The 8771-nt window shown below is 40.5% G+C and carries 8 protein-coding genes and 1 tRNA gene; 5 read left to right on the forward strand and 4 right to left on the reverse strand.

Features of this window, described 5'->3' with window-relative positions; all coding sequences use genetic code 11:
- Positions 1-213 (forward strand): hypothetical protein (locus HT719_RS11345; RefSeq protein WP_205380748.1); only part of this gene is annotated, 213 nt, incomplete at its 5' end.
- Positions 214-272: 59 nt separating this feature from the next.
- Here HT719_RS11345 and HT719_RS08075 read toward each other — a convergent pair.
- From HT719_RS08075 to HT719_RS08090, 4 genes are all read right to left on the reverse strand, one after another.
- The gene (locus HT719_RS08075; protein WP_050222948.1) at positions 273-1049 is read right to left on the reverse strand and encodes a DUF1828 domain-containing protein; all 777 of its coding nucleotides are present in this window, start codon (positions 1047-1049) and stop codon (positions 273-275) included.
- Between the two features lie 26 nt (positions 1050-1075).
- Positions 1076-1546 carry a hypothetical protein gene (locus tag HT719_RS08080; RefSeq protein WP_119948107.1) on the reverse strand — a complete coding sequence of 157 codons (471 nt, stop codon included), beginning with the start codon at positions 1544-1546 and terminating at the stop codon, positions 1076-1078.
- A gap of 54 nt (positions 1547-1600) precedes the next feature.
- Positions 1601-1918: a TM2 domain-containing protein gene (locus HT719_RS11660; protein ID WP_023932861.1), complete on the reverse strand. Its 318-nt coding sequence runs from the start codon at positions 1916-1918 to the stop codon at positions 1601-1603.
- Between the two features lie 502 nt (positions 1919-2420).
- Positions 2421-2508: transfer RNA gene (locus HT719_RS08090), tRNA-Ser, on the reverse strand.
- Between the two features lie 161 nt (positions 2509-2669).
- Between HT719_RS08090 and HT719_RS08095 the strand changes: the two genes are divergently transcribed.
- The 4 genes from HT719_RS08095 (at position 2670) to HT719_RS08110 (ending at position 8659) form a co-directional block, all read left to right on the forward strand.
- Complete coding sequence (locus tag HT719_RS08095; protein ID WP_000920642.1) at positions 2670-3410, forward strand: DeoR/GlpR family DNA-binding transcription regulator; 741 nt, start codon at positions 2670-2672, stop codon at positions 3408-3410.
- Positions 3407-4318, forward strand: a complete 912-nt coding sequence (gene pfkB, locus HT719_RS08100) for a 1-phosphofructokinase (RefSeq protein ID WP_050222950.1) — start codon at positions 3407-3409, stop codon at positions 4316-4318. The genes HT719_RS08095 and pfkB overlap by 4 nt, the downstream gene beginning before the upstream one ends.
- The gene (locus HT719_RS08105; protein WP_172928830.1) at positions 4315-6267 is read left to right on the forward strand and encodes a fructose-specific PTS transporter subunit EIIC; all 1953 of its coding nucleotides are present in this window, start codon (positions 4315-4317) and stop codon (positions 6265-6267) included. The genes pfkB and HT719_RS08105 overlap by 4 nt, the downstream gene beginning before the upstream one ends.
- Positions 6268-6355: 88 nt before the next feature.
- Complete coding sequence (locus HT719_RS08110; RefSeq protein ID WP_345790039.1) at positions 6356-8659, forward strand: DNA translocase FtsK; 2304 nt, start codon at positions 6356-6358, stop codon at positions 8657-8659.
- Positions 8660-8771 lie beyond the last annotated feature (112 nt).

Genomic DNA, 8771 nt, shown 5'->3' on the forward strand with positions numbered 1-8771 from the left:
TCACGGGTGGTTATGACTCCTTTGCATTCTTTTGCATTCCTTGGTAAAACGTTGTTAAATCAACGTTTTTTGTTTTTGTCTTTGGTATTCCTTTGCATTCTTTTGCTAAAAAAGGAGTCACAAACAGAGCCTAAAACAGACCCTATTTTTAAAAAAGGGATACAAAAAAGGATACAACATTTGTTGCATCCTAGAAATCTATGTACTTCGTAAAGCGTTCTCCGATTCGAGTATTCCTCTGCATGCTTTAGTAAATATAGGATTTTTTGTAGTTACTTCCCTAATTGGACCTCTAATTGTTCTTTATCTGAGAAGTTCAAAATGTTAATACCATACTCTTGTAGAGCGATTTGATGGTCATCTTTGATATTATTATACCCTTCATCGCTTACAATGATATACAACTGTTCTGTATCTCCATATTCTTTTCTACGGTATTCAGATGTATCTAACCAACTAGCTAAGATAGTATCAACTTGTTGTTTGGTTATGTTATTGTGAACTCTGGCTATTTTTGAAATACCTTTACTCATAAACACAAAATTAAAGCGGTGTTCTAAACGAGATTTACCTGCAATTGAGAAAGCTGGAAAGACTGTGTAATGCTCATTTTTCATGAAGTAAGATTTAACATCGTCTAAAAATTGAGATTTAATATTGTTAGGTGTTAGCTGAATAAAGTCATAAACATTCATCAGCAATTGTGTCATATCATGTATGACTTGTCCTAGATGTTCTTTACCAGTCGTCCGTTCGATTGCTCCATCGTGTAAATCAAATCCATTAAAGTGGAGAAGTGAGTTAAAGATGTCTTGACGTCGCCCTTTTTTTGTAACATCAATATTATTAATGGATAAATTCCAGATAGTATAACCATCATCTGTAACTGTCAAATGTTTTCCATTGCTTTTTATTGAGAAACCAATAGCTTCACCTAATGGGTCTATAAAAGGAGTAATCACTTCAGTATGAGTATCAGTCACATCGTTAAAAACAGCGTTTTCTTTTATGTAATTTAGATAGGTATTTTTGATATCAGTAGCATTCATGATATTCTCCTTTCTTTATAGGGTGATTATAACAAATCCTCTTGTATATTAATTGCTATATTTTCAGGATTGTTCACATTGGTATAGTCAAGCAAATTATCAAGCATATTCAGGAAGTCATCAGTGTTAAGAATATCTTCATAAGGTAGTGGATAGGCTTTGTAATGAGTTGTTTCATCCCCTTTTTGATCATACTCCTCTTCAGAGAAGATGTTAACTCGATTGCCCCAAACTTTCTCGCCGTTTGCGTTCTTATGGAATTTATTATTTAGATTGATTCGTAGGAGAGTATAGTTGTGTTGAGTTTCCCTTAGATGAAAAACTTTGCTTGTAGTGCTGTAGAAGTAGTTCAAAATAAATCTAGTATCATGCTTGCCAACAAGGTCAATAGTACCTGAACTGCGATTCGTAAGAGTTCGATTGTGTTTATTAGCAATTGCTTTAATTATTTTTATGAGAGCTTTAGCTTCACTATCTGTCAGAAGTAACTCTTTCATATCTTTCCTTTCTACTTTATCTACATTCTAGAGAGTGGAAATCTGAAATGTAGATCAGACAGCGATCCTTCCGTATGCATCTGGTTTCTTAAAGAGAGCTATGATGCCTTGGAAAAGTGCAATAATAGCAGGTATTCCTGTTAAAGATAAAATCAGAAAAAGGAAACCTTTTCCGTTATATCCTGCGTAAAAATGATGTATACCCAATCCGCCTAAGAATAAAGCAAGAATAACATAAACCCACTTATTAACATAATGTACACCCGTAGCGATTTCTTGAGTGTGAACAACTTGTGACTGATTTTGCACAGCGTTGTTTTCATTGACAATGTTAATATTAATTTTGTCGTCTTTTTTATCTTCAACTTTCATGATAATAATCTCACCATCTACTTTATGAATTTCAACTTCGTCACCTAATTTTGGAACAAAATTTAATTCAGATGGATTTATTTTTAAGTACTCTTCATTATGTGAGATTACAACCTCTGCTCCTGTAACTTTAACAACTTTTGATATTTTGTTCTTCCCTTCATTTTACACTCTATAGAATTTCATAATAAGTTTTGATATTTAATTTATCTGTTTTTATAAGTAAAGTATATCAAAAAAAGAACGAAAAGAAAATCTTTTATGGTTTAGTTAAAAAGTAAGAGTTTAAGAAACTGGATTAATTAAACTTGAAGTATTTGAGATTTTGTCTTTTACTGTTTGTAAAATAGTATGAGATAAGAAGGGAGTGGAAAGAATTCATACTCTCTCTAGAACTTGTATATTGAAACGATGTGGAGATTGTAAAGAAATTACAAAATACCCAAAAACTAAGATAGAAATACAAAGTTTTAGGGTATCATGTATTAGATCTGTTTTTCCACGGAAGACATGGGATTCGAACCCACGCACGCTATTACACGCCTACCGCGTTTCCAACACGGCCTCTTAAGCCTCTTGAGTAATCTTCCAATACTTACTTAAATAGTCTACCATAAAGGTCCTTATCTTGCAATAAAAATTCTGTAAATAAGAAAAATGACAGAATTTGAAGGAAAATGATAAAAAATGCTTGACTTTGAAAAAAAGTATGATAGAATGAATGGTGTAAACGATAACAGGAGGTGATTCAGTGTTAAAAACAGAGCGTAAGCAACTGATTTTAGAGGAGTTAAATCAACATCATGTAGTTTCTCTTGAAAAATTAGTTAGTTTGCTAGAAACGTCAGAATCAACGGTTCGAAGAGACTTGGATGAGTTGGAAGCGGAAAACAAGCTTCGTCGCGTGCATGGTGGAGCAGAATTGCCCCATTCCTTGCAAGAAGAAGAAACCATTCAAGAAAAATCTGTCAAAAACCTTCAAGAAAAGAAGTTGCTGGCTCAGAAGGCAGCCTCTCTCATTAAAGAAAAAGATGTCATCTTTATCGATGCTGGAACAACAACTGCTTTTTTGATTCATGAATTGGTCAATAAGAATGTTACAGTTGTGACCAACTCCATTCACCATGCCGCTCAGTTGGTTGAAAAGCAGATTCCAACTGTCATGGTTGGAGGAAACGTCAAGACGGCGACAGATGCTAGTATCGGGGGCGTTGCTCTTAACCAGATTAACCAATTGCACTTTGACCGTGCCTTTATCGGAATGAATGGTGTTGACGATGGCTATTATACGACTCCTGATATGGAGGAGGGAGCTGTGAAAAGAGCTATTTTGGAGAATGCCAAGCAGACCTACGTCTTGGTGGATTCGTCAAAAATTGGACAAACTTGCTTTGCCAAGGTAGCACCACTCAAACGCGCTATCGTTATCACAAGTCAAGGGCATGAGCTCTTGCAGGCTATTAAGGAGAAAACGGAGGTAATAGAAGTATGATTTATACAGTCACACTCAATCCATCCATTGACTATATTGTCCGTTTGGACCAAGTCCAAGTCGGTAGTGTCAATCGTATGGACAGTGATGATAAGTTTGCTGGTGGGAAAGGAATCAATGTCAGTCGTGTCTTGAAACGTTTGGATATACCAAATACAGCGACGGGATTTATCGGAGGTTTTACTGGTAAATTTATCACAGATACTTTGGTTGATGAAGAAATCGAGACACGTTTTGTCCAAGTGGCAGAAGATACTCGTATCAATGTCAAGATTAAAGCAGACCAAGAAACAGAAATCAACGGAAGGGGTCCAACTGTTGAACCAGCCCAGCTAGAAGAGTTGAAAGCTATTTTATCGAGTCTGACAGCAGAAGATACAGTTGTCTTTGCAGGTTCAAGTGCTAAAAATCTAGGCAATGTTATCTATAAGGATTTGATTGCCTTGACGCGTCAGACGGGTGCGCAAGTGGTTTGTGACTTTGAAGGACAGACCTTGATTGATAGTTTGGACTACCAGCCGCTTTTGGTCAAACCAAACAATCATGAACTTGGAACGATTTTTGGGGTTAAACTCGAAAGTTTGGATCAAATTGAGAAATACGCTCGAGAATTGCTGGCTAAAGGTGCTCAAAATGTTATTATCTCTATGGCTGGTGATGGTGCCCTTCTTGTCACATCTGGGGGAGCTTACTTTGCTAAACCAATCAAGGGAACAGTGAAAAATTCAGTCGGAGCTGGTGATTCAATGGTTGCCGGATTCACAGGTGAATTTGTCAAATCCAAAGACGCAGTAGAAGCCTTCAAATGGGGAGTGGCTTGCGGAACGGCAACCACCTTCTCAGATGATTTGGCAACGGCGGAATTTATTAAAGGAACATATGAAAAAGTTGAGGTAGAAAAACGATGAAAATTCAAGACCTATTGAGAAAAGATGTCATGTTGCTGGATTTGCAGGCAACTGAAAAAACTGCTGTCATTGAAGAGATGATTAAAAGCCTAACAGACCACGGTTATGTGACAGATTTTGAAACCTTTAAAGAAGGAATTTTGGCGCGTGAAGCTTTGACTTCTACTGGTTTGGGTGATGGAATCGCAATGCCTCACAGCAAAAACGCTGCTGTCAAAGAAGCGACTGTTCTTTTTGCTAAGTCAAACAAGGGTGTTGACTATGAGAGTTTGGATGGACAAGCTACTGACCTCTTCTTCATGATTGCGGCTCCAGAAGGTGCCAATGATACTCACTTGGCTGCCTTGGCAGAATTGTCTCAATACTTGATGAAAGACGGTTTTGCTGACAAACTTCGTCAAGTAACATCAGCTGACCAAGTCATTGAACTCTTTGACCAAGCTTCAGAAAAAACTGAAGAGCCTGTTCAAGCACCTGCCAATGACTCTGGTGACTTTATCGTGGCTGTTACAGCTTGTACGACAGGTATTGCCCACACTTACATGGCCCAAGAAGCCCTTCAAAAAGTGGCTGCTGAAATGGGTGTTGGCATTAAGGTCGAAACAAACGGTGCTAGCGGTGTTGGCAACCAACTAACTGCGGAAGACATCCGTAAGGCTAAAGCTGTTATCATTGCAGCAGACAAGGCCGTTGAAATGGATCGATTTGATGGAAAACCATTGATCAATCGTCCAGTTGCTGACGGTATCCGTAAGACAGAAGAATTGATCAACTTGGCTATTTCAGGAGATGCGGAAGTCTACCGTGCCGCTAATGGTGCCAAAGCCGCAACAGCCTCTAACGAAAAACAAAGCCTTGGTGGTGCCTTCTACAAACACTTGATGAGTGGTGTCTCTCAAATGTTACCATTCGTTATCGGTGGTGGTATCATGATTGCCCTTGCCTTCTTGATTGACGGTGCTTTGGGTGTTCCAAATGAAAACCTTGGCAATCTTGGTTCTTACCATGAGTTAGCTTCTATGTTCATGAAAATTGGTGGAGCTGCCTTTGGTTTGATGCTTCCAGTCTTTGCGGGTTATGTTGCCTACTCTATTGCTGAAAAACCGGGTTTGGTAGCAGGTTTCGTGGCTGGTGCTATTGCCAAAGAAGGTTTTGCCTTTGGTAAAATTCCTTATGCCGCAGGTGGTGAAGCAACTTCAACTCTTGCAGGTGTCTCATCTGGTTTCCTAGGTGCCCTTGTGGGTGGATTTATCGCAGGTGCCTTGGTTCTTGCCATCAAGAAATACGTTAAAGTTCCTCGTTCACTCGAAGGTGCTAAATCAATCCTTCTATTGCCACTTCTTGGAACAATCTTGACAGGATTTGTCATGCTAGCTGTTAACATCCCAATGGCAGCAATCAACACTGCTATGAATGATTTCCTAGGCGGTCTTGGAGGAGGTTCAGCTGTCCTTCTTGGTATCGTCCTTGGTGGAATGATGGCTGTTGACATGGGTGGACCAGTTAACAAAGCGGCTTATGTCTTTGGTACAGGTACGCTTGCAGCAACTGTTTCTTCAGGTGGTTCTGTGGCTATGGCAGCAGTTATGGCTGGAGGAATGGTGCCACCACTTGCAATCTTTGTCGCAACGCTTCTTTTCAAAGATAAATTTACTAAGGAAGAACGTAACTCTGGTTTGACAAACATCATCATGGGCTTATCCTTTATCACTGAGGGAGCGATTCCATTTGGTGCCGCTGACCCAGCTCGTGCGATTCCAAGCTTCATCCTTGGTTCAGCAGTAGCAGGTGGCCTCGTTGGTCTTACTGGTATCAAACTCATGGCGCCGCACGGAGGAATCTTCGTTATCGCCCTTACTTCAAATGCTCTCCTTTACCTCGTTGCTGTCTTGGTAGGGGCAATCGTAAGTGGTGTGGTTTATGGTTACCTACGCAAACCCCAAGCATAAAAAATAGATATAAAATGAAAAGATTGAACCGTTTGGTGCAGTCTTTTTCTCTTTCCGAAATGCCTGTGAAATATGGTATAATAGAAGAATGGCAAACAAGAATACAAGTACAACAAGACGGAGACCGTCTAAAGCAGAACTCGAGAGAAAAGAAGCGATCCAACGAATGTTGATTTCGTTGGGAATCGCGATTTTATTGATTTTCGCAGCCTTCAAATTAGGGGCTGCAGGTATCACTCTTTACAATTTAATTCGCTTGTTGGTGGGTAGTCTAGCTTATCTGGCAATATTTGCCCTATTGATCTATCTCTTCTTTTTCAAGTGGATACGAAAACAGGAAGGACTCTTATCAGGATTTTTCACCATATTTGCTGGCTTGCTCTTGATTTTTGAGGCCTACTTAGTTTGGAAATATGGTTTGGATAAGTCGGTTTTAAAAGGAACCATGGCTCAGATTGTGACGGATTTGACTGGTTTTCGAACGACCAGTTTTGCTGGAGGGGGCTTGATTGGTGTCGCTCTTTATATTCCAACCGCCTTTCTCTTTTCAAATATCGGTACTTACTTTATTGGTTCTATCTTGATTTTAGTGGGTGCCCTCCTAGTCAGTCCTTGGTCTGTTTATGATATTGCTGAATTTTTCAGTAGAGGCTTTGCCAAATGGAGGGAAGGACATGAGCTTCGAAAAGAGGAACGCTTTGTCAAACAAGAAGAAAAAGCTCGCCAAAAGGCTGAGGAAGAGGCTAGATTAGAACAAGAAGAAGCTGAAAAAGCCTTACTCGATTTGCCTCCTATTGATATGGAAACGGGTGAAATTCTGACAGAAGATGTTGTGCTTGACGTTCCTCCTGTTCCAGAAGAAGAGTGGGTGGAACCAGAAATCATCCTGCCTCAAGCTGAACTTGAATTCCCTGAACAGGAAGATGGCTCTGACGATGAAGATGTTCAGGTCGATTTTTCAGCCAAGGAAGCCCTCGAATACAAACTTCCAAGCTTACAACTCTTTGCCCCAGATAAACCCAAAGACCAGTCTAAAGAGAAGAAAATCGTTCGGGAAAATATCAAAATTCTAGAAGAAACCTTTGCTAGCTTTGGTATTAAGGTAACAGTTGAACGGGCCGAAATTGGACCATCGGTGACTAAATATGAAGTTAAGCCAGCAGTGGGTGTACGGGTCAACCGCATTTCCAATCTAGCAGATGACCTCGCTCTAGCCTTGGCTGCTAAGGATGTCCGAATCGAAGCACCTATCCCAGGGAAATCCTTAGTTGGAATCGAAGTACCCAACTCTGAGATTGCGACTGTATCCTTCCGCGAACTATGGGAACAATCTCAAACTAAAGCAGAAAATCTCTTGGAAATTCCTTTAGGAAAGGCTGTTAATGGCAGTGCAAGAGCTTTTGACCTTTCCAAAATGCCCCACTTGCTCGTCGCAGGTTCAACAGGTTCAGGGAAGTCAGTAGCGGTTAACGGCATTATCGCCAGCATTCTCATGAAAGCTCGACCCGATCAAGTTAAATTTATGATGGTCGATCCCAAGATGGTTGAGTTGTCTGTTTACAATGATATTCCCCATCTCTTGATTCCAGTTGTGACCAATCCACGCAAGGCCAGCAAGGCCCTGCAAAAGGTTGTGGATGAGATGGAAAATCGTTATGAACTCTTTGCCAAGGTGGGAGTTCGTAACATTGCAGGCTTTAATGCCAAGGTAGAAGAGTTTAATGCTCAGTCTGAGTACAAGCAGATTCCACTACCACTTATTGTTGTGATTGTGGATGAGTTGGCTGACCTTATGATGGTTGCCAGCAAGGAAGTGGAAGATGCTATTATCCGTCTTGGACAGAAGGCGCGGGCTGCAGGTATCCACATGATTCTTGCAACCCAGCGTCCATCCGTTGATGTCATCTCTGGTCTGATCAAGGCTAATGTCCCATCTCGTGTAGCATTTGCGGTTTCATCAGGAACAGACTCCCGTACGATTTTGGATGAAAATGGAGCAGAAAAACTTCTTGGTCGAGGAGACATGCTCTTTAAACCGATTGATGAAAATCATCCAGTTCGTCTCCAAGGCTCCTTTATCTCGGATGACGATGTTGAGCGCATTGTGAACTTCATCAAGGCTCAGGCAGATGCGGACTACGATGATAGTTTTGAACCAGGTGAGGTTTCTGAAAACGACGGTGAATTTTCAGATGGTGAATCTGGTGGTGACCCGCTCTTTGAAGAAGCCAAGGCTTTGGTAATCGAAACTCAGAAAGCCAGTGCATCTATGATTCAGCGTCGTTTGTCAGTTGGATTTAACCGTGCGACCCGTCTCATGGAAGAGCTTGAGATGGCAGGTGTCATCGGTCCAGCTGAAGGTACCAAGCCAAGAAAAGTATTGCAGCAATAAAAAATAGCTTCTTTCCAAGGTTGGAAGGAGCTATTTTACTGGCTATTGATTACTTTTATACTCTTCGAAAATCTCTTCAAACCACGTCAGCTTTGCCTTGCCGTATATATGT

This window comes from Streptococcus sp. k-378 (assembly GCF_013277505.1).
Lineage (GTDB): Bacteria > Bacillota > Bacilli > Lactobacillales > Streptococcaceae > Streptococcus > Streptococcus pseudopneumoniae.

Bases quoted from the DNA above. Each gene is read 5' to 3' on its own strand.
- pfkB (WP_050222950.1), top strand. From the start codon at position 3,407: ATGATTTATACAGTCACACTCAATCCATCCATTGACTATATTGTCCGT.
- HT719_RS08110 (WP_345790039.1), top strand. From the start codon at position 6,356: ATGGCAAACAAGAATACAAGTACAACAAGACGGAGACCGTCTAAAGCA.
- HT719_RS11660 (WP_023932861.1), bottom strand. From the start codon at position 1,918: ATGAAAGTTGAAGATAAAAAAGACGACAAAATTAATATTAACATTGTC.
- HT719_RS08075 (WP_050222948.1), bottom strand. From the start codon at position 1,049: ATGAATGCTACTGATATCAAAAATACCTATCTAAATTACATAAAAGAA.
- HT719_RS08080 (WP_119948107.1), bottom strand. From the start codon at position 1,546: ATGAAAGAGTTACTTCTGACAGATAGTGAAGCTAAAGCTCTCATAAAA.
- HT719_RS08105 (WP_172928830.1), top strand. From the start codon at position 4,315: ATGAAAATTCAAGACCTATTGAGAAAAGATGTCATGTTGCTGGATTTG.